Genomic DNA, 21,170 nt, shown 5'->3' on the forward strand with positions numbered 1-21,170 from the left:
GCGTCGCCTGGCAGACGGGACTTTGACGACACGACCTAGGAGCACGGGTCGGCACGTGGAGGCCGTCCCCGCTAAGGCGCACGGGGCAGTGCACGGCGCGAAGGCCGTCCCCGCAGAAGCGCGCCGGGCGCGGCGGCGGCCCGGCGGCGCGGTCGCGCCCCGTGGCGGCGCGACCGCGGTCGTCGTACCGGCGTCGGCACCGGCGGCGGCGTCAGGCGAGGGACCGCTGCCACCATGCGTACGTCGACGCGATGCCGTCCCGCAGGCCGATCTTGGGCTTCCAGCCCAGGGACGCCAGCCGGGAGACGTCCAGCAGCTTGCGCGGGGTGCCGTCCGGCTTGCCGGTGTCCCAGGCGATGCGGCCGGTGTAGCCGGTCACCTCGGCGACCGTCTCGGCCAGCTCCTTGATCGTGAGGTCGTCCCCGCAGCCGACGTTGACCGGCGCCTCCCCGTCGTAACGCGCAAGCAGCGTGGCGCAGGCGTCCGCCAGATCGTCCACATGCAGGAACTCGCGGCGCGGGGCGCCCGAGCCCCACAGGGTCACCTCGTCCAGGCCGCCCTCGCGCGCCTCGTGGAAGCGGCGGATCAGGGCCGGCAGGACGTGCGAGGTCTCCAGGTCGAAGTTGTCGCCGGGGCCGTAGAGGTTGGTCGGCATGGCGGAGATATACGCCGCGCCGTACTGCCGCCGGTACGACTGCACCTGGCAGATCCCGGCAATCTTGGCGAGCGCGTACGGCTCGTTGGTGGGCTCCAGCGGGCCCGTCAGCAGCGCGTCCTCGCGGATCGGCTGCGCGGCGTGCTTGGGGTAGATGCAGGACGACCCGAGGAACAGCAGCCGGGCCACGCCCGCGGTGTGCGCCCCGGCGATGACGCTCAGCTGGATGCGCAGATTGTCCTCAAGGAACGGCACCGGCTGGGTGCTGTTGGCCATGATGCCGCCGACCTTCGCCGCGGCGAGCACCACGGCGTCGGGCCGGGCGTCCGCCAGAAAGGCGGCGGTGGCCGCCGCGTCGCGCAGATCGAGTTCGTCCCGGCCGCGGGTGATCACCTCATGGCCGTCGGCGGCCAGTCTGCGGACCATCGCGGAGCCCACCAGCCCGCGGTGGCCCGCGACGAATATGCGGGCGCCGGCTGGCAGATACGGCGAGTCGGGCGGGTTCGGCGGCACATGCTCGGTCGGCCCGGCAGGTTCGGTCGGCCCGGCAGGTCCGTCAGGTCCGGCGGGCGGCGGCGTCTGCGAATCGGTCATGAGCGGGATCATGCCAGGCACACCGGCCGCGCATCTGCCCGTACCCATGATTTTCCGTATACATCACAAGATCAGTTGAGATCGTCAGAGAACACACAGAGGATGCCACGATGACCAAGACCGCGTTGATCACAGGCGTCACCGGGCAGGACGGTTCGTACCTCTCCGAGCTGCTGCTGTCCAAGGGGTACACGGTGCACGGTCTGGTGCGGCGTTCCTCCAGCTTCAACACCGAGCGGATCGACCACATCTACCAGGGCCCGCAGGAGACGGGGCGCTCCTTCGTGCTCCACCACGCGGACCTCTCCGACGGTGTGGCCCTGGTGAACCTGCTCCGGGACATACAGCCCGACGAGGTCTACAACCTCGGCGCCCAGTCCCATGTCCGGGTCTCCTTCGACGCGCCTCTCTACACGGGCGACGTCACCGGCCTCGGCTCGCTGCGGCTGCTGGAGGCCGTCCGCGCCTCCGGCATCGACACCCGTGTCTACCAGGCGTCGTCATCGGAGATGTTCGGCTCGACCCCGCCGCCGCAGAACGAACAGACGCCCTTCCACCCGCGCAGCCCTTACGGGGTGGCGAAGGTGTACGGCTACTGGGCCACGGTCAACTACCGCGAGGCCTATGGCATGTACGCCGTCAACGGCATCCTGTTCAACCACGAGTCCCCGCGCCGCGGCGAGACCTTTGTGACCCGCAAGATCACGCGTGCGGTGGCGCGCATCAAGGCCGGTCTGCAGAGCGAGCTCTATCTGGGCAATCTGGACGCGGTACGGGACTGGGGTTACGCCCCGGAGTACGTCGACGCCATGTGGCGGATGCTCCAGCAGGACGAGCCGACCGACTATGTCGTCGCCACCGGCGTCCCGGCCACGGTGCGGCGGTTCCTTCAGACCGCCTTCTCGCACGCGGGCCTCGACTGGCAGGAGCATGTGCGCTACGACGCCAAGTACGAGCGGCCCAGCGAGGTGGACGCGCTGATCGGCGATGCGAGCAAGGCCGCGGAGCTGCTGGGCTGGAAGCCCGAAGTGATGGTCGAGGACCTCGCCCGGATCATGGTGGACGCCGATGTGAAGCTGGTGGAGGACCAGCTCGCGGGCGTCGCGGTCCGCGTCGACCGCTGAACAGAGCGGATGTGCACGGCACTTGACTCCGCCGGGCTCTCCGCGGCCTCGTCCGGGGCCGCGGAGAGCCCACGGAGAGCCTTCGCAGGGGCTTCACAGCGTGCCCGGAGAGGCTCCACACTCTGCCGGTTACAAACCTGTGACGCCTGGTGCCCCTGTTTGCCCTTGTTTTTAGTCGGATGATGGCCAGAAATGGCTGAAGAACCGTTACCCTTCGCTTCATTCACGCGTGTGGGTGACCCAAGCCCGAGCGGGTGACCCGGGCCTGAGCCGCCGCCCGCACGCCGCCACGACGTCAAGGCGACCTGCCTTGGGGGGTACATGAAGAAGTCAAGAGGGCTGAGCGCTGCCCTCGTCCTGTCAATGGCCGCAGGCCTCGGCGCGGCCGCGATACCGCAGGCCGCCGCGCTCACCGAGCCGGTCGGCTTCACCGCGGACGATCTGCCCACCTGGCAGACCAACGGCATCGTCTGGGCGCTGGCCCAGGCCGACGGCGTGGTCTTCGCGGGCGGCACCTTCTCCGAAGTACGGCCGCCCCAGGGCGCCCCGGGCAACGCCCGCAGCGCCCTGAACTTCGCGGCCCTGGACGCCGCGACCGGCGCGCCTGCCGACTGCGAGCTGTCGTTCACGGTCTCCTCCGGCACCGCCACCGTGCGCGCGCTGGCCGTGTCCCCGGACAAGAAGACGCTGTACGCGGGCGGCTACTTCGGCGCGGTCAACGACGTCCCGGTCTCCAGCCTCGCCGCCATCGACATCGCCACCTGCACCCCGAGGACCGGCTTCAACGCCGCCTTCCCGGCCACCGTGCGCGGACTCGCCGTCACCGGCGACACCGTCTACGCGGCCGGCGACTTCGGCCAGGTCAACGGCGAGACACGGCAGCGCTTCGCCGCGGTCGACGCGGCCGACGGCTCGCTGCGCCCGTTCACGGCGAACGCCGACGAGCCGGGCCGCGCCATCGAGGTCACCCCCGACGGCGAGCATGTCCTCATCGGCGGCGACTTCTTCGAGGTCAACGGCGCGGACTCGCACGCTCTGGCCGTCGTCGACGCGGACACGGGCGCGCTGGCGAAGGCGTACCCCACCGGTTTCATCGACCGCCGGTCGGTCGTCAAGGACATCGACACCGACGCGACCGGCTTCTACACCGGCAACGAGGGCACCGGTGGCGGCGTCTTCGACGGCCGCATCGCGCTCGAACTCAACGGCTTCGAGCAGCGCTGGCGCGACACCTGCCTGGGCGCGACACAGGCCGTCGAGTCGCATGACGACGTCCTCTACAGCGCCTCGCACGCCCACGACTGCTCCAGCGTCGGCGAGTTCGCCGACGGCCGCCGCTACCACTTCCTGGCGCAGCCGACGACCAGTACCGGCAAGCTCGGCTGGTTCCCGGACACCAACGACGGCCTCGGCGAGGGCATCGGCCCGCGCGCGATCACCATTTCCGCGAAGGACGGCGTCGAATACCTCTGGTCCGGCGGCGAGTTCACCACGGTCAACGGCGCCGCCGCCCAGGGTCTGACCCGCTTCGCCTCCACCGGCGACACCGGCCGGCCCACCACCCCGGTGGCGAGCGCGGAGAGCGTCAAGCCGGGCGAGGTGCAGGTCCGCTGGCGCACCAGCCTCGACCTGGACGACAGCAGGCTGACCTACAAGGTCTACCGGGACGGCTCGGCCACCCCGATCGGCACGGTGGACGCCGAGTCGCTGCCGTGGGAGCGCCCGCAGGCCTCCTTCACGGACACCGGCCTCGCCCCCGGCTCCACCCACTCCTACCGGGTGACCGCCACCGACGCCGCGGGCAACGTCAGCGGCCTGTCGGCCACCGCCACCGTCTCGGTCGCCGTCTCCCCGCAGCCGTACGCCTCCGCCGTCATCGCCGACGGGGCGGAGCTGTACTGGCGCTACGACGACAAGGTCAGCCCGTATGTCGCCGACTCGTCGCCCGGCGACCACAGCGGTGTGCAGTCCGGCGGTCCGGCGCTCGGCCAGGGACCCGGCGCGGTCGCCGGCGACAGCAAGGCCTTCGGCTTCGACGGCGCCAACGACAAGATCTACAGCGATCACCGCGGCACGGTCGGGGACTCGTACACCATCGAGACCTGGTTCAAGACGACCACCGGCAGCGGCGGCAAGCTGATCGGCTTCGGCGACAACACCACGCGCAACAGCCGCAGCTATGACAAGCACATCTATATGACCAACTGGGGCCGGCTGGTCTTCGGCGCCTACGACGGCCGCACCCGCACGATCTCCACCTGGCGCTCGTACAACGACGGCAAGTGGCACCACGTCGTCGGCACCCAGGGCCCCGGCGGCATGACGCTGTACGTGGACGGCGAGCGCGTCGGCAGCAACGGCTACAGCGAGCACCAGCAGTACGCGGGCTACTGGCACGTCGGCGGCGACAACCTCGGCTCCTGGCCGTCCCGCCCGTGGAGCAACTACTTCCACGGCCAGCTCGACGAGACCGCCGTCTACCCGAAGGCGCTGTCCGCCGACCGGGTCGCCGCCCACTACGCCCTGGCGTCCAAGCCCGGCGACACCGTCACCACGGTCCAGCCGACCGAGGACACCTATGTCAACGCGGGCGCGCCGAGCGCCAACTACGGCGCCTCGACGTCGCTCGCGGTGCGCGGCGCCTCGGCCTATGAGTCGTACCTCCGCTTCACCCTGCCCGAGGCGCCCGCCGGGACGGAGCTCGTCGGGGCCGCGCTGGAGGTCAAGAGCAACTCGGCGTCGTACGCCGGTTCTGCCGACCCGGTGCAGATCCGGCCGGTCACCGGCGACTGGTCGGGCAGCGAGGTCACCTACGCGACCAAGCCCTCCCTGGGCTCGCAGGCGCTGGGCACGCTGACCTCGCCGGCCGGCCCGAACGCCAGGGCCTCCGTCACGCTGGACACGGCGGCGGTCAAGGCGGCGCTCGGCGGGGAGTACGACCTGGCCCTGACGGCCGAGGGGACGGACTCGCTGTGGCTGTGGTCGACCGAGGCGTCGGCCTCGGAGGGCACGCCGAAGCTGATCCTCACCTTCTCGCACACTTAAGGTCACCACCGCACTGCTGCGGCGGGGCGGCGTCGCCGGCGCCGCCCCGCCGCGCAGTCGTCCACGAGCAGGAGCACGACATGCGACGCACCCACCTCCGACGCCCGGCCGCGGCGTCCCTGCTGCTGGCGGCGGCGCTGGCCGTGACCGGCTGTTCATCGTCCGGGAAGGAGGAGGCGAAGGCGTCCGCGTCGGCGTCCGCCTCCGAGCGGTCGGCGGCCGAACGCGTCGAGGACCAGGTCGAGCAGGACGGCGGAGCCGGCGGGGACGGGACGACGGCGAGTCCCTCGCCTTCGGCTTCGGCGTCGGCCGCCCCCGGTCCCGTACGCCCCGACTCGGAACTCAAGCCCGCGACCGGCTCCTTCTCGAAGGAGGAGAAGGAGTATCTGAAGGGCCGGGTCCCCAAGTCGATCGAGCCCGCGGCCGTCCTCGACATCGGCAAGGAGGCCTGCCAGCGCATCGAGCGCACGGCCAAGCGGGACAAGGACGCGACGGTCGCGGCCGTGATCGCCGGAGAGATCAGGAACGCCGAGGACGCCGTCAACCATCTCTGCCCGGAGCAGAAGCCGGTACTCGACGCGGCGAAGGGCGGCTACCCGGACGGCTCCCACACCGGCCCGGCGCCGGGCCGCTACCGCACCCTCACGGCAGGGCCGGGCTGCACCTGGTCCGTCACGGACGCCAAGGGCAGGGAAGCGGCGTCGGGCCCCGGGCCCGGTGGGGGCGAGCAGCACGAGGTGACGATCCCGTCCGGGGCGAAGGAGTTCACCTCGAACGGGTGCTACGCCTGGGCGCGGGCGGGCGGCTGAGTTTCCCCTGCCCCTCCCCCTACGCCCTGGGGGCGTGGGGGGGACCCCCACTTCCCGAAACTGGGGCAGGCCCCAGGCCCCGTTTCGGGGGCTCCGCCCCGAACCCCCGGTCCTCAATCTCCCCCAGCTACCTCCCCCAGACTCCGTCCGGGGGTACCCCCACGGAGGTGCCCCCAACGGGCTCAAAAAGAGCCCCGCCGGCGTTTGAGGCGCGGGGGTCTGGGGGCGGAGCCCCCAGAGCTTCGCCGGAGGCGCTAGCCGTGGGCGCGGGACGCCGCGCGCGCCTGGGCGCGGTCGTAGACGCCGAGCAGCGTGTCCACCACCGCGCCCATCGAGAACGCGTCGGCCGCCAGCTTCCGCCCCGCCGCCCCCGCCGCCTCCCCAGCCCCCGGCTCCAACAGCTCCAGCACGGCCGGCGCCAGCCCCGCCGCGTCGTCCACGACCCGGCCCGCGCCCGCGGAGCGGACGTCGGCGGCCAGGCCGTTGGAGACGGTCACCACGGCGGGGGTGCCCACGGAGAGGGACTCCAGGACGGACATGGGGAACGGCTCGTCCACGGACGGCAGTACGTAGACATGGGCGCGGCGCAGCTCGTCCAGCACCTCGGCGGAGGTGAGCGCGCCGGTGCAGACGGCCCGTTGCCGGACGCCAAGCTCGTCGACGAGGCGCTGCACGGCGGGCAGTTCGCCCTCGTCCGGGCCGGCGATGACGAACTGCGCGTCGGGGTGGGTGCGCAGGATCTCCGGGATCGCCGCGACGAAGTCGCACGGGCGCTTGCGGGCCTGGAGCCGGGCGGCGTACAGGATGCGGGGCGGGGCCTCGGGCGGATACGGCGGCCGTGGGCTCACGGGCTGTGCGGGCACGCCGTTCACCAGGCGTACGGCGTTGTCGAGCGGCACGCCGAGCACGGCGTCGAGGCCGCGCCGCTCATGCGCCGTCAGATGCAGTACGGCGTCGGCGCGGCGGAGCAGCCTGCGCACGGCCAGCGCGTCCAGCGCCTTGGCGAGGATCTTGTCGCTGGGGTCCACCATGCCGTGAGTCTGGAGCACCAGCGGGATGCCCGCGCGCAGCGCGGCGAGCGCGAGCGGCAAGGTCACCAGATCGCGGGCCAGATGGACATGGACGACGTCCGCGCCGCGCACCAGCCGGCCGGCCTGACGCAGCAGGGCGGGGGACGCGATGCCGCTGAAGCCGAGCGGCAGCAGCCGGCGGGCGGGGTAGAGCCGTGCCGGGACGCCCTCGACGTCGGCGGGCGGCGGTCCGTCAAAGCCGTCAGCCAGGGCGATCAGACGCGGCTCGTGCCCGCGCTCGCGCAGCCCGTGGGAGAGGTTGAGGGCGACGCGGACCGGGCCGCCGAAGGCGCCGGTGGGCGAGTGCAGGGTGACCGCGTGCAGCACGCGCAGCGGTGCTCGGGAGGTCATGCGGGCTCCTTGACCGCGCGGCGCTCGCCGTCGGCGGTGTGCAGGGTGAGTTCGGGCAGGTCCTTGTGGAGCACCGCGCCCGCGCCGACGACGGCGTGCCGGCCGACCGTGACTCCGGCGAGCACGGTGGCGCGGGCCGCGACCCAGGCCCCGTCCCCGACGGCGATGGGGGCGTTGCGGTAGCGGAAGTCGGCGGCCCGGTGGTCATGGCTGCCGGTGCACAGCAGCGCCTCCTGGGAGACGCAGGCGTGTGCGCCGACGGTGATCGGTTCGAGGTTGAGCAGCCAGGCGCCCTCGCCGATCCAGGCGTGGTCGCCGACGGTCAGCTTCCATGGCCACAGGATCCGCACCTTGTGCCGTATCAGCACACCCTCGCCTATGGTCGCGCCGAACGCGCGCAGCAGCCTGGTGCGCAGCCGGGCGGGGCACCACCAGGCCATGAAGACGGTGTTCATGACGGCAAACCAGAGTGCCTGGGTGAGTTTGCCGCGGCCCTTGTCGTATCCGGCCAGCGTGAAAGCCGACAAATCCCTCATACTGCCCCCAACTTACGCTTCTCCGCCCTGGATCCCCCGCTGCGGCCATGAACAGCTCAGGCTAACGGTTGACTGTCCGCATCGTTAGACTGCGCCGAACGGGACGAATCGAGGGGTAAATCGCCAGTGACGGCCGACAGCACGTCGACAGACGTACGCGACGGGGCCCCACCGGCGGTGCGGCCCGGCGCCGTCGTCCCGCTGCCCCCGCCGTTCGCGCCGCGCACGCTGCTCTCGCGCGCCCTCGCGGTGCCGCTGGTGCTCGGCCTGTCGGTGTTTATGCCGCTGGTGGTCATCTCCCAGCCGGGCGGCGGCGCACGGGACGCGGCGTTCTGGCTGCAGCTCGCCCTGACCGTGTACTGCGGAGTGCGGCTGGGCGCGATGATCCTCACCAGCCGCCGCAAGCTCCTGCAGGGCTCCTTCTGGCTCTTCTGCTATATGGCGATGGGCGTGGCCCCGCTCGCTCAGGCCGTTCTGGGGCAGGTGCCCACGCCGGTCGTCGGCCCGCGCGAGGACCTCGTCCAGGCGGTCTCGCTGGTGCTGCTCGGCTGCTTCGCCTTCGACGTGGGCGCGCTGATCGCCCGGCACCGGCCGGTACGCCACCGGCGCACGGCCCGCACGGGCGGTCACGGAGACGCCCGCGGAAACGCTCACGGAGACGCTCACGGAGACGAACGCACCAGGGAGCGGGCCCGGGATCCGGAGGCCGACCGTCCGCCGCTGCTGATCCACCGCCGCCGGCTGTATGTGCTCACCTTCTTCGCCTTCGTCTGCGGCGGTCTGCTGATCGTCAAGCTGGGCGGTCCCTCGGTCTTCTTCTCCAGCCGCCAGGAGATCATCGCCGGCATCGAGGAAGCGGGCGTCTCAGGCGACGGCGGCCAGGCCGGCCAGGCTTTCCTGCGCGGCTTCGGCACCGTGCCGCCGCTGATCGCGCTGCTCGTCTACACCCGCTGGCTGATCACCTCACGGCGCGCCCGCCGCACCTGGTCGGTGATCGCCGTCTTCGCCGCGCTGGTCGTCCTCAACGGCATCGTCAACAACCCGGTCTCCAACCCGCGCTACTGGTTTCTGACGGTGATGTTCGCACTGCTGTTCACCGCGTTTCCGGTGAGCGCGGCGATGTACCGGGCGTCGCTCAGCCTGGGCGTGATCGTCGCCCTGCTGCTCTTCCCGTTCGCCGACCGCTTCCGCTACGACGAGAACAACACCCGGCAGATCGAGTCCACGTCCTTCCTGGAACCGCTGGCTCTCAAGGACTACGACCAAGTCGGCATGTTCGCCAACACCATCACGTATGTGGAGTCCGGCCACGGCCATTCCTACGGGTACCAGCTCGCGGGCTCCCTCCTCTTCGCCGTGCCCCGCTCGGCCTGGCCGGACAAGCCGACCGACACCGGTGTGACGGTCGGCGAATGGATGGGCGCGCGCAACACCAACCTCTCCTCCCCCGTATGGGCCGAGCTGTGGATCGACTTCGGCCCGGTCGGCATGACCGTGGGCCTGGGCGCCATCGGCTATGCGGCCGCCCGCGGCGACCGCCGCATCGCCCGCCGCGCGGTCCGCCGCTCCCCACCCGGCAGCCTGATCCTGATCGTCGCCCCGCTCCTCGCGGGCTACTCCTTCATCCTCATCAGAGGGCCGCTGCTGCAGGCGATGGGACGGGTCGCGATCGCGGCGATGTGCATCGCGCTGATCGCGACGTACAAGAAGGACTGGGGAGCACGGATCAGCTGACCGCGTCGACAGCGCCACACCGCCGCCGCGCCGCCCGGCGCAAGGCTTACGGAGGAGGCGGGCCGAGACCGGGGCAGCGGTCTCGGCCCGGCCCCTTTCCAGAGCCCCCGCTCCTCAGCAGCTCATCGCCCAGGTGTGGGAGTCCCCGTCGTCGTTGGCGGCGCCGTTGTAGGCGACCTCCTGGCCGGGGGTGAGGCAGATGGTCATATGGCCGCCCTGGTGGGCCCGGGAGTAGACCTGCACATGGTCGGGGATTCCGGGGCCCGAGATGCCGTGGTTCGCCCAGGAGGAGTCCTCGTCGGCGATCCAGCTCTCCCACCAGCCGTCATCGCCCGACCAGTTGGCTCGCTGGCCGTCGAAGTTCGCGTGCTCCCAGGCGCAGAAGTGGCCGCTGGGGCAGTCGGCGGCGCCGGCCGGGACGGCTGTGGCCAGGGCGCCAGTGAGGAGCAGGGCGGCCGCGGCGGCCGGGATCAGGGTCCTTGTGAGCAGCTTCATGGGAGGTTCAGGCCTTCCTGGTCGGCGGTGCATCCGGTGATGGTGCGTCCAGTGGTGGTACGTCCAGTGGTGGTACGTCCAGAGGTGGTACGTCCAGAGGTGGTACGTCCAGAGGTGCGTCAGGAGCGTGCGAGGACGACGTCCAGCGCGCGATGGAGTGCGCGGTTGCGCAGCTGCCGGTAAGCGGTGAGTTCCTTGTCCCGCAGGGCGCGGACCTCGGCCAGCAGCTCGGGCTCCAGCCGGGATCTGATCCCGGCCAGTTCGGCCTCCCGCCGGGCGCAACGCTCGGGGGCGGCGGTCTCCGCGGCGGCCGTGCAGCGGTTCCACCGGGCGAGCGCCGCCCGGAAGTCCGGGTCCTCGCCCATCCGAACGCCGACCTCGGCGCGCAGATTGTTGACGGTGACCTCGGCCGTGAACCAGCGCTGCTCATCGTCGCCGTCGCCGTACAGCGTGCGCCGGGCTTCGGCGAGACAGCCGTCGGTGTGGGCGGTGACGGTATGGCCGGCCGAGAGGGTGAGGGACAGCTCGCTGGGCCCTGTGCCGAAGAGCGCGGCCTGGAGTCGGCGGTCTTCGGCGGCGGAGGCCGCCTTGCGTTCGAGGGTGAGGCCCTGAGCGTCGAGACACCGGGTGATCAGGGTCTGGTAAGCGGACTTGAGGAGATCGTCCCTCGCTCGCTCCGTGGCGGGGAGGGCGGGGGCCCGTACGTCCCCGGGTGTCGAAGTGCAGCCGGCGGCCAGGGCGGCCAGCGCGGCTCCGGCGCAGAGCGCGCGAACCGGAAGAGGCGATAAACGGGACATGTCTCAGGCGGCCTCGCAGCCCTCGCTGGTGTGGGAGACGCCGTCGATGCGCGAGCCCCAGGACCAGTTGTCGCTGAAGTCGTACGGGCGGATCAGCCGGTAATGGCAGCCGTTCCTGCCCCAGTCGATCGCGTACACATTCTGGTTCACATCAGAGCGGAAGGACGCGGTCTTGTCGTGGTGGGACTCGGGGACGTCCGCGTAACCCGGTGGTTTGTAGCACCAGCCGGTGCCGTGCTGGCCCGGCTTGGTCCAGAAGCAGACCTCCCCGGGGCCGCGCTCCCCCGCGGGCGCGGCCGGGGACGCGGGCGCGGGAGACGCGAGGGCGGGCGTCAGAGCGGTGAGGACGGCCGCGGCGGACAGGGCGAACGTACGGAGCATGGGCACTCCTGTGGGGCGGACCGGCAGGGGCGTCCCGCCCTTGGCCGCGGACGGGGCACGAGCAAGCTGCCCCTGCTCCGAGGGAGCCATTCGGGTGCTTCCGGACACTCACCCCAAAGACGGAAACAGCAGCACGAACGGCTCGCGTTCAGCGGTCGCGAATGCGCTCCCTCGCGCCTTCCGGCGCGTCCGGCGCGGTCGGCGGCACCGGGCGGCGCCGGACCCGGGACACCCGCCACCAAGCGGCCGCCGCCTTCGCCGCGGAGCCCGCGGCCAGGCCCCAGGCCGCGCCCAGGGCCCCGCCCCACACATACCCCAGGGCGAGCAGGGCCACGGACAGCGCAGAGAAGACGACCTGGACGGAGAGGGTTTCCCGGGGGCTCAGCACGCGGAGGGTGAGCAGCGCGCTGACGCCGAGGCCCATCAGGACGTACTGCGCGCCCGTCGCCGGGAGGAGTTCGGCGACCGCGGGCCAGGTGTCGCCGAGGACATGACGGCCCCAGCCCCGGGGCAGCAGCCCCCACACGAGCGCCCACACCCCGGCCGCCGCCGCGAGGGCCGCGGCCAGCACGGCCGTGGCGCGGACGACCGCGCGGCCCCCGCCGCCCAGCCGGTTGAGCAGGGGCGGGCCGAAGGCGTTGGCGGAGCCGAAGAGGACGTTCAGCGGGCCGAACAGCGTGGACGCGCCGCGCAGCGCGCCCACCGCGAGCGGGCTGCCGAAGACGCCGAGGCCCAGCACGGCCAGCTGGCTTGAGCCGTTGCCGACGGCGAACTCGACGACGAAACGCTGTCCCAGATGGCCGCGGCGCACATAGGGGCGCAGATCCATGCGCGCCCCCGCGAGCGGGCGGCGCAGCAGCAGCGCCGCGGCCGCGAGGCTCGGCAGTGTGGCCAGACCCCAGACCAGGACCAGCCGGGCGGGCGAGGAGTCCTGCGGCTGGAGGGCGAGCGCCGCCACCGTGCCGAGCAGCCGCAGCGTGTCCGCCAGCAGCGCGTGGTGCGGACGGGTCAGCACGGAGAAGCAGTAGCGGGAGCCGTCCTGCAGCAGGACGAGGGGCAGTACGGCGCCGAGGGCGGCCAGCCCCGCCCCCGGGCCGGGGAGCACCGCGCCCGCCGCCGCCAGCAGCGCCCCCGCGGCGAGGGACGCGGCCGCCGTGAAGCCCAGCGCCGAGCGGCAGGCAGACGCGGTGTCGGCGGACTCGCCGCGTACGAGGACCAGCGCCTGGCCCACGTATGCCATGAACAGCCCCAGCAGCACGGTGAACACCAGGTACACCATGGAGAACTGGGCGAATCCGGACGCCGTGGACAGCCGTGCGGCCAGCACCAGGACGAGGATGTTCGTCAGGCCCGTCGCCGCCTGGTCCAGCACCGAGGCGAGCGCCGCGCCCGCGCCCCGCCCCCGCCTCATGAGCGGTTGCGAGGCGGCACGGCGGCGCGCAGCGTCACGGTGGCGGTGCCGTCGCCGAGGTCCGGCTCCGGGTCCCGCTCCCGCTGGGCGCGGTCAGGTGCGGCGGCGCCGGGAGACGCGGCCGGGACTGCCCTGCGCCCGGAGTTCTCCGCCGTCGCACCGCGCTTGCCGCCGCCTCGCTTGCCGCTCGCCTTGCCGCTCGCCTTCCCGAAGGCCCCGCCGTCCCCGCCGTTCCGTCCGCGGCGCTGGCCGGGGCGCTCGCCCCGGTGCATCACCGTGCCGAGCACCGTGCCGCCCGCGCCAGTGATCAGATCGCGCAGCCGGGCGAGCTGGGAGCGGTGCACACCGCGCGGGTCGCACACCACGAGGACGCCGTCCACCCGGTCGACCAGCGCCAGCGCATCCGCGTAGGCGAACACCGGGGGCGTCAGCACGATCACGGTCACCCGCGGGTCGTCGGCCTCGGCGACCAGCCGGGACATCTCGGGCGAGGTGAGCGCCCGCGCCACATTCCGTACATGTGCGCCCGGCACCAGCTCAAAGCTGCCGGACTCGCCCGCGTCCACGGCCAGCCGACGCCGCCCCGGCCAGCTGTCCGCATCGCCGTCGTGCCCCTGCCCGCCTTGTCCCCGCCCGCCGTGCCCACGGCCGCCGTGGCCCTCGTACGTCCACGCCGGACGGCTGACCTCCTCGGCGTCCAGCTGCCGTTCCAGGGAGGGCGTGCGCAGATCGGCTTCCACGATCAGCACGCGCTTGCCGATCTCGGCGAAGGACGCTGCCAGGTTCACCGCCACGGCCGCGGCGGTGCGGCTGGAGCCGCGCGGCGCGGCCACCAGCAGCCGCCGCCGGTCGGCGAACCGCTGGTCGTAGGCGAGGCGATAGGCGATCGAGCGGTACTCCTCGGCGAGCGGGGACTCCTCGCGGTCCTCGGCCAGCGGCGGATCGCTCTCGTGGGCGCGCGGCAGCGAGCCGAGGACGGGGGCACGCAGGGCGCGCGCCACATCGCCCTCGGAGCGGGCCGCCGGGTCGAAGACCAGCCGTACCCAGGCGATCAGCAGACCGAGCGCGACGCCGACGGCCCCGCCGAGACCGAGGGAGAGCGCCCAGCCGGGGCCGTCCGACGACTTGGGCGCGTCGGCCACCCGGATCACCTTGCCGGGGGTCATGTCGAGCGCCTTGAGCTTGCTGATGCGGTTGCTCAGCTCGGTGATGCGGTTGAGGAGGTTGGCCTTGACGGTGTAGTCCGCCTCGCTTTCGGAGGACACCGTGCGGCCCTCCAGTTTCTCGGCCAGTTCGTCGTGTTGCCTGGAGATCGGGTCGAGCTGCGTCTGCAGCCCCTTGATCATGGTGTCGCGGGTGGCTTCCGTCTGCTCCTCGCGGTCCTTGAGATACGCCTGCACCAGCGCGTTGGCCCGCTGCGCCGACCTGTCGGGGTCGTTCGAGGTGTAACTGAAGCGCAGCACCAGCGACTGGGGCGGGGTGGTGACCTGGAGCCCGGAAGTCAGCTCGGCGGCCGTGCCGGCGAAGCCCAGTTCCCTGGCGGCGCGTTCGGCGGTGCGGCTGCTCATCGCGGCCTGCCGCTCCGAGTTCATGTTGATCGTCTTGTCGATCGCGATGCTCGGGTTGAAGGGGTCCTCGGTCGGAGTGCGGAGCACCACATCGCTGGTGGCGACATAGGTGTCGGCGGTGCTGTAGCCGAGCCAGGCGCCGCCGAGGAGGCCGAGGAGCACACCGCCCGCGATCAGCCGGGGGTAGCGCAGGAGCTGCCGGAACTGGTCCCTCAGCAGATCGGGTTCGTCCTCCGTCGCGGAGACGACGGGGGTGTGCACGGGTATCTGCCGGGGCGCGGGGTCGCGCGGCGCGTGGGGCGCGCCGTGGCCGCCGCCAGGGCCGCCGCCGTGACCACTGTGGCCGCCGTGGCCGCCGCTGTGACCGCTGTGGCCGCTGTGTGCGTCCGTCACCTGTCCGACTCCCTTGCCGCTTCTTCGATCAGCGCGTCATAGCGGGCCAGCCCCGCCGCCCGGCTGAGATGGGCGGCGACATGGCGGGGACCGGCGGCCCCCAGCCTCTGGGACGCGTCCGGATCGTCCATCAGTTCGCGTACGGCCGCCAGCAGCGCCGCCGGGTCCTCCGGCGGCACCAGCACGCCCGCGCCCGAGCGCCGTACTTCCTGGGCGGTGCCGCCGGAGTCCGCGACCGAGGCGACGACCGGCCGTCCGGCGGCGAAGTACGACGTCAGCTTGGACGGCACGCTCATATCGAGCACCGAGGCCCGCTGGGTCACGGCCAGCACATCGGCCGCCGCCAGCACTTCGGGAAAGTCCTCGTCCCCGACCGGCTCCATGATCTCCAGATTGGGCACATCGGCCGAAAGCCGCTCCAGCGTCTGCCGCTGATTGCCGTCCCCCATGAGCACCACACGTGTCTTTGGATCGAGGCGGGCGGCCTCCACCAGCACCTCAAGTCCCTGCTTCAGGCCCATGTTCCCGGAGTGCAGCACAATCGTTTCGCCCAGCGCCCAGCCGAGCCGCGCACGCGTCTCCTCCCGGGGCCGCGACGGGGCGGACACATGCGACCAGTTGGGCACGGTCCGTATCCGCTCCCGCGACACGCCCATGGCGGCCACCCGCTCGGTGAACGTCTCATGGATCACCCCGACCAGCGTCGCCCTGCGCAGTGCGTACGCCTCGACCCGCCCGGCGACGGCGGCCGCCCGGTCCCCTCCCTGGATGCCGCTCTGCTCGGCGGCCGCGCCCATCAGATCCTGGACGACGGGGATGTACGGAACCTTCCAGCGGGCCGCGAGACGCGCGCCCGCGACCCCGCCCGCCAGGCTGGGCAGCTGGGCGACGACGGCGTCCGGCCGCTCCATCCTCGGCGGCGCGGCGAGCGAGTGAGCCAGCACCGAGCCCTCGAACAGCGCGCGCTGCACCGCCGTCTGCCGCCGCGGCACCGTGTGCCGTCTGCGGTGAATCGTTACTCCTGAACGCAGCTCCGTCTGCCGCCACATCCCCGCGTAGGCCGGGTCCACCGACCACGCGGGATAGTGCGGCATCCCGGCGAGCACATGCGTCTCATGGCCCTGCGCCGCCCAGTGTTCGGCGATCTGAGTGGCGTACGGACCGATGCCGGTGTGCTCCGGCGCATAGTTGGTCGACACCAGCAGCAGCCTCATCACAGGGCCCCCTTTTGACGAACGATCGCCCGTGAACCCTAATCGTTCACGCATGCCTCACGTAGTGTGCACGGTAATGTCGGCCGGGACGCACGGGGAGCGACCGGTCCAGAGGGGGCAATTCAACGTGCAGCAGGAACGCAAGCCGTACCGGGTGGGATACGCGCCCGGCGCCTATGACCTTTTCCACATAGGCCATCTCAACATCCTCCGCCACGCCCGGCAGCACTGCGACTATCTGGTGGCCGGAGTGGTCTCCGACGAGATGGCAGAACTCGCCAAGGGCCGCCGCCCGGTGATACCGCTCATCGAACGGCTGGAAATCGTCCGGAACATCAAGTACGTGGACGCGGCCTTCGTGGAGACCGTCCCCAACAAACTGGACACCTGGCAGCAGGTCCGCTTCGACGTTCTGTTCAAGGGCGACGACTGGCGCGGCACCCCCAAGGGCGACAAACTGGAGCGGGACTTCGCCACGGTCGGGGTCGAGATCGTCTACTTCCCGTACACCGTGCACACCTCCAGCACCCAGCTCCGGCGCGCGCTCGACACCCTGACGCAGCCGCCGACGGAGCCGGCGACCGCGGTCCAGAGCGCCGAGCACGGCTAACTTCCACCCCGGTCGCGGGCCGACGGCGCCCCGACCGCGCCCGCCGCCGGCGCGGCGGAGCCCAGCCGTTCACCGATCAGGCGGGCGAGGGCGGACGTATGCTCGCCGAGATAGAAGTGTCCACCGGACAGCCAGTGCACGGCGGTCTCGGCTGTGGAGCTGAGCGTCCAAGCGCGGACCTGGTCCTCGGTGTACACGTCGTCCGTGCCGCAGCACACCACCAGATCGCTTTCCGTGACCGTGTGCCCGAGCGTCGCGACGAAGTCGTCGCACACCGCGAAGTCCGACCGGAGCAGCTTGACGGCGCGCTCGCGCAGCTGCTCATGCTCAAGGACCTGACGGGCGATGCCGCCGAAGCGGACGGCTGCGCCCTCGATTTCCCGGGCGTCGGCCAGCAGGGGATCCCCGGCGAACAGCGGTGGGCGGGCCGTCGGCAAGTGCGCCAGCGGCCGGGAACGCCCCTGTGGCCCGGCTACTCTGCGTGCTCAACGGTGTAACCCACTTTCAGCACGCCGCCCTTGACCTTGATCGAGCGCAGGGAGAACCCCGCGAGCTGCCCCAGCGAGGCAACATGAGTGCCGCCGCATGGGTCTTCATGCAGTCCGTCGATGCCGACGATGCGCTGATCGCCCCGGTGCTCCGCGTACACCTTCCGGTCGGCGGCGATCATCTCGCGCGTGCGCTCCTCGACGACGGCCGCCAGCTTCTGCAGGTCGGGCTTGTCCGCACCGGCGTCGAACTCGATGCGCGCCTGGTTCGGAAAGTGATTGCTGACCCGGTGCCGGAAGCCCAGCTCACGGACGAAGCCGTCCACGACATGCCCACAGGTGTGCAGTGCCGCATGGCGGCGCCGCAGCTCCGGGTCGACGCGGGCGGTGACCTGTGCGCCCACGTCAAAGGTCTTCTCACACGCCAGACGCACGACGTGGAGATCGGTGTCGGGGGCCTTGAACGGACGCGCGGCCGCTTCGCCGACGGTCCCGGCGTCGCTGGGCTGACCGCCGCCCTGGGGGTGGAAGATATTGTCCTCCAGCGTGACCCAAGGCCCGTGTTCACTGAGTCCTGCGTCGATGACCTGGGTGTCCGCGCTGACGTGGTAGGTGTCTTCCAGATAGATGTGACGCTGCTGCACCAGAGCCTCCGAACGTGTGTGGTAACGCCTGTGTCGGACGGGGCAGTTGGTGCCCCGTCCGACGTGATCAGACTGTCAGACGCGGCGCGGTTCAAAGACAAAACCGGTCTGGCTGCTCTTGGCGATGCGGTTGTGGCCGTAGGTGACGCTTTCGCCATCCGAGCTGAGTGCCACACTGTCGGGTGGCCGCGGCGGCGGCAGCCCCGATGGTGAGAGCACGCGCCAGGGCGTACGGCGGACCGGCGCTTCCCGAGCAGGCGGTGGCCGGAACACGGGGGGCAGGTCTAGTGGACCGCGGGACGGTCCAGTTCGCGGAACCACTTGGCCAGGAAGAGCGGCAGATACAGCGCCGCCGCCGCGCCCAGCAGCCCGTACCCCCACAGAAACAGCGGCCCTCCGCCCAGCAGCAGGAACACCAGACAGAACACGCCGTGATCGACCGGCAGCAGCGCAACGGCGCGCAGCGTCGAGGGGGCGGGCGGCGCACTGCCCGGAGCGGGCCGGGGCTTCAGCTTCTCGGTGAGCAGCCCGCCGAAGAACGTCACGACCGTGGCGAACAGAAACCCCAGCGGCAGCAGCAGCCAGCCGTCCGAGCCGTCCACGCCGAAGTGTTCAGGGCTGCGGTAGAACGCCACCAGCACGGCCGTGTGCAGTGCCGTGATCTTGGCGCAGTCCACCACATGGTCCAGCCACTCGCCCGCCGGGCTGCCGCCGCCGCGCAGCCGCGCCAGCTGGCCGTCGGCCGAGTCGAAGGCGAAGCCGACCGCCAGCGCCAGCCACACCAGCCCGCCGGACCACCAGGCGGGCGCGGCGAGCGCGAGCAGCGCGACCCCAGAGAAGCTGAAGACCGCGCTGACCAGCGTGACCTGATTCGGGGTGAGGCCGAGGGCATAGGAGCCGGCGGCGAGATACCGCCCGGCGGGCCGGTTCACCAGCCGTGAGTAGAGCGACACCCCCTTGGCCGCCTTCTGCGCCCCGCGCAACCGCTCCAGCGCCTCACGCGCGGTCATCGCCGCGGCCGTCCCGGCCGCCCCCGTCGTACTGGCTGTCCCCGCCGTCCCGGCCGCCCCGGTCGCACCGCTGGTCGCCTCCGCCATCGAACCCCCTTGCACATCTCGTTCACCGATTCGCCACATGATGTCAGGCCGGACGGCGGCCAGTGCGGGACGAGCGGGAGTTGGCGCATCCGCGCTGTTCAGATGCTCAGCGGAGCTCAGTGATATGCGGCGGTGTTCAGCGGTGTTCCGGGTTCGGGAAGTCGGAACGGCAGCCCGCGTCCCACACGGAGCGCTGGTTGCCGTGGGCGGGGATGCCTCCGGCCCGTTTCAGCATCAGCGCCAGATGCATCAGGTTCCAGGTCATAAAAGCGGTGTTGCGGTTGGTGAAGTCGTTCTCGGGACCGCCGGAGCCCGGGTCGAGATACGACGGCCCGGGGCCCGCCTCGCCGATCCAGCCCGCGTCGGCCTGCGGCGGGATCGTATAGCCGAGGTGCTGGAGGCTGTAGAGGACGTTCATGGCGCAGTGCTTGACGCCGTCCTCGTTCCCGGTGATCAGACAGCCGCCGGCCCGGCCGTAGTAGGCGTACTGCCCCCGGTCGTTGAGGAGGCTGGAACAGGCGTAGAGGCGCTCGATGACCTGCTTCATCACACTGCTGTTGTCGCCCAGCCAGATCGGCCCCGCCAGGACGAGGATGTCGGCGGCCATCACCTTCTCGTACAGCTGCGGCCACTCGTCCGACGCCCAGCCGTGCTCGGTCATATCCGGCCAGACGCCGGTGGCGATGTCATGGTCGACGGCGCGGATCAGTTCGGAAGTCACGCCGTTCCGCTCCATGACGGCCCGGCTCTTGTCGATCAGGCCCTCGGTGTTGCTGACCTCCGGCGAGCGTTTGAGGGTGCAGTTGACGAAGAGGGCGCGCAGGTCGGCGTAGCTGTCATCGGACTGAGCGGTCATGGCGGCAACCTGCCGCACGGCGGCCGCGGATGCCATCGGACGCGCCCGGCGGACCCGCGGCGGTACGGGAGAGGGCCCCGACCGGCGTATGGTCGGGGCCCTTCCGCAGCTGCCTGCTGCCTGCTGCCTGTCGTCAGCCTCAGGCGTCGGCGCCCGCCTTGCGGCGGCGGACGACGAACACCGCGCCCGCGCCCAGCGCCACGGCGGCGCCGCCCGCGAGGGCGATCTGCGGCAGGGCGGAGGACGAACCGGTCTTGGCCATGCTGCCGGACGCCGTCGTGTCCGCCGGCGTGCCGGACGTGCCGCCCTGCTCCTTCACAGCCGCGTCGGACTTGTCAGCCTTGTCTGCCTCGTCGGCCTCGTCGGCCTTGGCGTCCTCGCCCTTGCCGTGGCCTCCGTCGCCGTCCTCGGCCTTGTTCTCGCCCTTGCCGTCCTCGGCCGTGGCGTCGTCGCCCTTGTTCTGGCCCTTCTCTTCCTCTTCAAGGGCCTTCTTGGCGTCGGCGAGGGCCTTGTCGGCGGCCTGCTTGTCGGCGAGCGCCTGCTTCAGCGCTCCCTGGACCTTGCCCAGCTCCTTGAACACGTCGAACACAGCGTCATCAGCCGCCTTCGACTTGGCATCGGCGGCGGCCTTCTTCTCGGCGGCTGCCGCGACCGCGGCCTCGGCCTCGGCAACCGCCTGCTCGGCTGCTGTCTTCTCCTCCGCGGTCGCGGACTCGGGCAGCGCGGCGAGGGCGGCCTGGGCATCGGCGAGCTGCTGGTCGGCGGCGTCCTTGGCCGCCTTGGCGGCCTTCGCCTCCTTCATGGCAGCCTTGCGGGCCTGAGTGAGCGGCGTGTCCCCGTCGAGCTTCTCCTTCACGACCTTCTGCGCGGCTTCCTCGGCCGCAACGGCCTTGTCGTACGCCTCCTGCGCCTCCTTCGCCGCCTTCTCCAGCTCGGCGATCGACGGCTTGGCCTTCTTCTCCCCCGTCTCCGACTGCACGGCGGACGCCGACGGCTTGTCGTCGGCGAGCGCCGGAGCGGCGGACAGCAGAGCGAACGGCGCGGTCACGGCGACGGCGACGGCGGTGGAGACAGTGCGGCGAAGGTTCACGCGAGCCCTTTGGTCGAAAGGCGGAATCACAAACAGCGTTGATCGTATGACTCCGCGGCGGGCCGGGAACAGCCGAATACCGCCTCATCCGGCCCTCACACCGTCATTGATCATGCGCAAAGTCCATGAACCCGGACAGTTGCCCATGGAAGCTTTGATTCTTCTGTGAGTCATGTCATTCATTCGTCCCGACGAGTGGTTGCGGAAG

General features: G+C 71.6%; 19 protein-coding genes. 5 read left to right on the plus strand and 14 right to left on the minus strand.

What is annotated here, in order from left to right; all coding sequences use genetic code 11:
- Positions 1–211 precede the first annotated feature (211 nt).
- A complete protein-coding gene (locus tag OF819_RS27160) occupies positions 212–1,249 on the minus strand; it encodes a GDP-L-fucose synthase family protein (protein ID WP_267246293.1) in 1,038 nt (345 codons plus the stop codon).
- A 110-nt stretch (positions 1,250–1,359) separates the two neighbouring features.
- Here OF819_RS27160 and gmd point away from each other — a divergent pair, with 110 nt between their 5' ends.
- The 3 genes from gmd to OF819_RS27175 all read left to right on the plus strand — a co-directional run bounded on the left by gmd (position 1,360) and on the right by OF819_RS27175 (position 6,227).
- Positions 1,360–2,373 (plus strand): GDP-mannose 4,6-dehydratase, encoded by a 1,014-nt coding sequence (gene gmd / locus OF819_RS27165; RefSeq protein WP_267246294.1) that lies wholly within the window; start codon positions 1,360–1,362, stop codon positions 2,371–2,373.
- Positions 2,374–2,736: 363 nt separating this feature from the next.
- Positions 2,737–5,418 carry a DNRLRE domain-containing protein gene (locus tag OF819_RS27170; RefSeq protein WP_267246295.1) on the plus strand — a complete coding sequence of 894 codons (2,682 nt, stop codon included), beginning with the start codon at positions 2,737–2,739 and terminating at the stop codon, positions 5,416–5,418.
- A gap of 80 nt (positions 5,419–5,498) precedes the next feature.
- Positions 5,499–6,227 carry a hypothetical protein gene (locus tag OF819_RS27175; protein ID WP_267246296.1) on the plus strand — a complete coding sequence of 243 codons (729 nt, stop codon included), beginning with the start codon at positions 5,499–5,501 and terminating at the stop codon, positions 6,225–6,227.
- A 254-nt stretch (positions 6,228–6,481) separates the two neighbouring features.
- Here OF819_RS27175 and OF819_RS27180 read toward each other — a convergent pair whose 3' ends face one another.
- The gene (locus tag OF819_RS27180; RefSeq protein ID WP_267246319.1) at positions 6,482–7,630 is read right to left on the minus strand and encodes a glycosyltransferase; all 1,149 of its coding nucleotides are present in this window, start codon (positions 7,628–7,630) and stop codon (positions 6,482–6,484) included.
- Positions 7,631–7,644: 14 nt separating this feature from the next.
- Complete coding sequence (locus OF819_RS27185) at positions 7,645–8,184, minus strand: WcaF family extracellular polysaccharide biosynthesis acetyltransferase (protein WP_267246297.1); 540 nt, start codon at positions 8,182–8,184, stop codon at positions 7,645–7,647.
- Between the two features lie 279 nt (positions 8,185–8,463).
- On the opposite strand from OF819_RS27185, the gene OF819_RS27190 reads away from it, so the two are divergent.
- On the plus strand, positions 8,464–9,918 hold the full coding sequence (locus OF819_RS27190) for a hypothetical protein (protein WP_267246320.1): 1,455 nt from the start codon (positions 8,464–8,466) through the stop codon (positions 9,916–9,918).
- A 114-nt stretch (positions 9,919–10,032) separates the two neighbouring features.
- Here the strand turns inward: OF819_RS27190 and OF819_RS27195 are convergent, their stop codons facing one another.
- From OF819_RS27195 to OF819_RS27220, 6 genes are all read right to left on the minus strand, one after another.
- The gene (locus OF819_RS27195; protein WP_267246298.1) at positions 10,033–10,413 is read right to left on the minus strand and encodes a peptidase inhibitor family I36 protein; all 381 of its coding nucleotides are present in this window, start codon (positions 10,411–10,413) and stop codon (positions 10,033–10,035) included.
- Positions 10,414–10,532: 119 nt separating this feature from the next.
- Positions 10,533–11,210 carry a hypothetical protein gene (locus tag OF819_RS27200; protein ID WP_267246299.1) on the minus strand — a complete coding sequence of 226 codons (678 nt, stop codon included), beginning with the start codon at positions 11,208–11,210 and terminating at the stop codon, positions 10,533–10,535.
- Between the two features lie 3 nt (positions 11,211–11,213).
- Positions 11,214–11,591, minus strand: a complete 378-nt coding sequence (locus tag OF819_RS27205; RefSeq protein WP_267246300.1) for a hypothetical protein — start codon at positions 11,589–11,591, stop codon at positions 11,214–11,216.
- Positions 11,592–11,739: 148 nt separating this feature from the next.
- Positions 11,740–13,002 carry a hypothetical protein gene (locus OF819_RS27210; RefSeq protein WP_267246301.1) on the minus strand — a complete coding sequence of 421 codons (1,263 nt, stop codon included), beginning with the start codon at positions 13,000–13,002 and terminating at the stop codon, positions 11,740–11,742.
- Positions 12,999–14,831 (minus strand): lipopolysaccharide biosynthesis protein, encoded by a 1,833-nt coding sequence (locus OF819_RS27215; protein WP_416370636.1) that lies wholly within the window; start codon positions 14,829–14,831, stop codon positions 12,999–13,001. Before OF819_RS27215 ends, OF819_RS27210 begins: the two co-directional genes overlap by 4 nt.
- 128 nt (positions 14,832–14,959) lie before the next feature.
- The gene (locus tag OF819_RS27220; RefSeq protein WP_267246303.1) at positions 14,960–16,177 is read right to left on the minus strand and encodes a glycosyltransferase family 4 protein; all 1,218 of its coding nucleotides are present in this window, start codon (positions 16,175–16,177) and stop codon (positions 14,960–14,962) included.
- Positions 16,178–16,304: 127 nt separating this feature from the next.
- Between OF819_RS27220 and OF819_RS27225 the strand changes: the two genes are divergently transcribed.
- Positions 16,305–16,787 carry an adenylyltransferase/cytidyltransferase family protein gene (locus OF819_RS27225; RefSeq protein WP_267246304.1) on the plus strand — a complete coding sequence of 161 codons (483 nt, stop codon included), beginning with the start codon at positions 16,305–16,307 and terminating at the stop codon, positions 16,785–16,787.
- Here OF819_RS27225 and OF819_RS27230 read toward each other — a convergent pair.
- The 5 genes from OF819_RS27230 to OF819_RS27250 all read right to left on the minus strand — a co-directional run bounded on the left by OF819_RS27230 (position 16,784) and on the right by OF819_RS27250 (position 20,962).
- Positions 16,784–17,224 (minus strand): thioesterase II family protein, encoded by a 441-nt coding sequence (locus OF819_RS27230; RefSeq protein ID WP_267246305.1) that lies wholly within the window; start codon positions 17,222–17,224, stop codon positions 16,784–16,786. The genes OF819_RS27225 and OF819_RS27230 overlap by 4 nt on opposite strands.
- Before the next feature lie 35 nt (positions 17,225–17,259).
- Positions 17,260–17,919: an alanyl-tRNA synthetase gene (locus OF819_RS27235; protein WP_267246306.1), complete on the minus strand. Its 660-nt coding sequence runs from the start codon at positions 17,917–17,919 to the stop codon at positions 17,260–17,262.
- 284 nt (positions 17,920–18,203) lie between these two features.
- The gene (locus OF819_RS27240) at positions 18,204–18,929 is read right to left on the minus strand and encodes a CDP-alcohol phosphatidyltransferase family protein (RefSeq protein ID WP_267246321.1); all 726 of its coding nucleotides are present in this window, start codon (positions 18,927–18,929) and stop codon (positions 18,204–18,206) included.
- Between the two features lie 223 nt (positions 18,930–19,152).
- Positions 19,153–19,872 carry a flavodoxin family protein gene (locus OF819_RS27245; protein ID WP_267246307.1) on the minus strand — a complete coding sequence of 240 codons (720 nt, stop codon included), beginning with the start codon at positions 19,870–19,872 and terminating at the stop codon, positions 19,153–19,155.
- A gap of 139 nt (positions 19,873–20,011) precedes the next feature.
- Complete coding sequence (locus OF819_RS27250) at positions 20,012–20,962, minus strand: LPXTG cell wall anchor domain-containing protein (RefSeq protein WP_267246308.1); 951 nt, start codon at positions 20,960–20,962, stop codon at positions 20,012–20,014.
- Between the last annotated feature and the right edge of the window lie 208 nt (positions 20,963–21,170).

Source organism: Streptomyces sp. PR69, assembly GCF_026420845.1.
GTDB lineage: Bacteria > Actinomycetota > Actinomycetes > Streptomycetales > Streptomycetaceae > Streptomyces.

Bases quoted from the DNA above. Each gene is read 5' to 3' on its own strand.
- OF819_RS27185 (WP_267246297.1), bottom strand. From the start codon at position 8,184: ATGAGGGATTTGTCGGCTTTCACGCTGGCCGGATACGACAAGGGCCGC.
- OF819_RS27175 (WP_267246296.1), top strand. From the start codon at position 5,499: ATGCGACGCACCCACCTCCGACGCCCGGCCGCGGCGTCCCTGCTGCTG.
- gmd (WP_267246294.1), top strand. From the start codon at position 1,360: ATGACCAAGACCGCGTTGATCACAGGCGTCACCGGGCAGGACGGTTCG.
- OF819_RS27205 (WP_267246300.1), bottom strand. From the start codon at position 11,591: ATGCTCCGTACGTTCGCCCTGTCCGCCGCGGCCGTCCTCACCGCTCTG.
- OF819_RS27195 (WP_267246298.1), bottom strand. From the start codon at position 10,413: ATGAAGCTGCTCACAAGGACCCTGATCCCGGCCGCCGCGGCCGCCCTG.
- OF819_RS27240 (WP_267246321.1), bottom strand. From the start codon at position 18,929: ATGACCGCGCGTGAGGCGCTGGAGCGGTTGCGCGGGGCGCAGAAGGCG.
- OF819_RS27210 (WP_267246301.1), bottom strand. From the start codon at position 13,002: ATGAGGCGGGGGCGGGGCGCGGGCGCGGCGCTCGCCTCGGTGCTGGAC.
- OF819_RS27245 (WP_267246307.1), bottom strand. From the start codon at position 19,872: ATGACCGCTCAGTCCGATGACAGCTACGCCGACCTGCGCGCCCTCTTC.
- OF819_RS27170 (WP_267246295.1), top strand. From the start codon at position 2,737: ATGGCCGCAGGCCTCGGCGCGGCCGCGATACCGCAGGCCGCCGCGCTC.
- OF819_RS27200 (WP_267246299.1), bottom strand. From the start codon at position 11,210: ATGTCCCGTTTATCGCCTCTTCCGGTTCGCGCGCTCTGCGCCGGAGCC.
- OF819_RS27190 (WP_267246320.1), top strand. From the start codon at position 8,464: ATGCCGCTGGTGGTCATCTCCCAGCCGGGCGGCGGCGCACGGGACGCG.
- OF819_RS27220 (WP_267246303.1), bottom strand. From the start codon at position 16,177: ATGAGGCTGCTGCTGGTGTCGACCAACTATGCGCCGGAGCACACCGGC.
- OF819_RS27160 (WP_267246293.1), bottom strand. From the start codon at position 1,249: ATGACCGATTCGCAGACGCCGCCGCCCGCCGGACCTGACGGACCTGCC.